The organism is Kordiimonas laminariae (assembly GCF_023008165.1).
Classification (GTDB): Bacteria; Pseudomonadota; Alphaproteobacteria; order Sphingomonadales; family Kordiimonadaceae; genus Kordiimonas; species Kordiimonas laminariae.
This window is the reverse complement of the sequence record NZ_JAKQZA010000025.1, coordinates 1-313: the sequence shown is the minus strand read 5'-3', so window position 1 is coordinate 313 and position 313 is coordinate 1. Positions and strand designations below refer to the sequence as shown.

At 49.5% G+C, this 313-nt stretch carries 1 tRNA gene; it reads right to left on the bottom strand.

Annotation, left to right across the window (positions count from 1 at the left end):
* Window positions 1–8: 8 nt before the first annotated feature.
* Window positions 9–85 (bottom strand) — tRNA-Asp (locus tag MF542_RS17520).
* Window positions 86–313: the final 228 nt, after the last annotated feature.

The following is a 313-nucleotide window of genomic DNA, read 5'->3' as shown; positions in this document are numbered from 1 at the left end:
CAAACAAGTGGCGCGAGTGACGGGACTCGAACCCGCGACCCTCGGCGTGACAGGCCGATACTCTAACCAACTGAGCTACACCCGCGCTTTGCTTGTGAGCCAGTGTTTAGAATTTCCTGACCACCGTGTCAATCAAAGAAATACATTTTTTTGATTTTTTTTGTTTGAGAACAAATAGTTACGCAAGAATCAAAAAAGCGTACCACACTAAAGTGGCACGCTTTTATTTTGAAGCAAGTGGCGCGAGTGACGGGACTCGAACCCGCGACCCTCGGCGTGACAGGCCGATACTCTAACCAACTGAGCTACACCC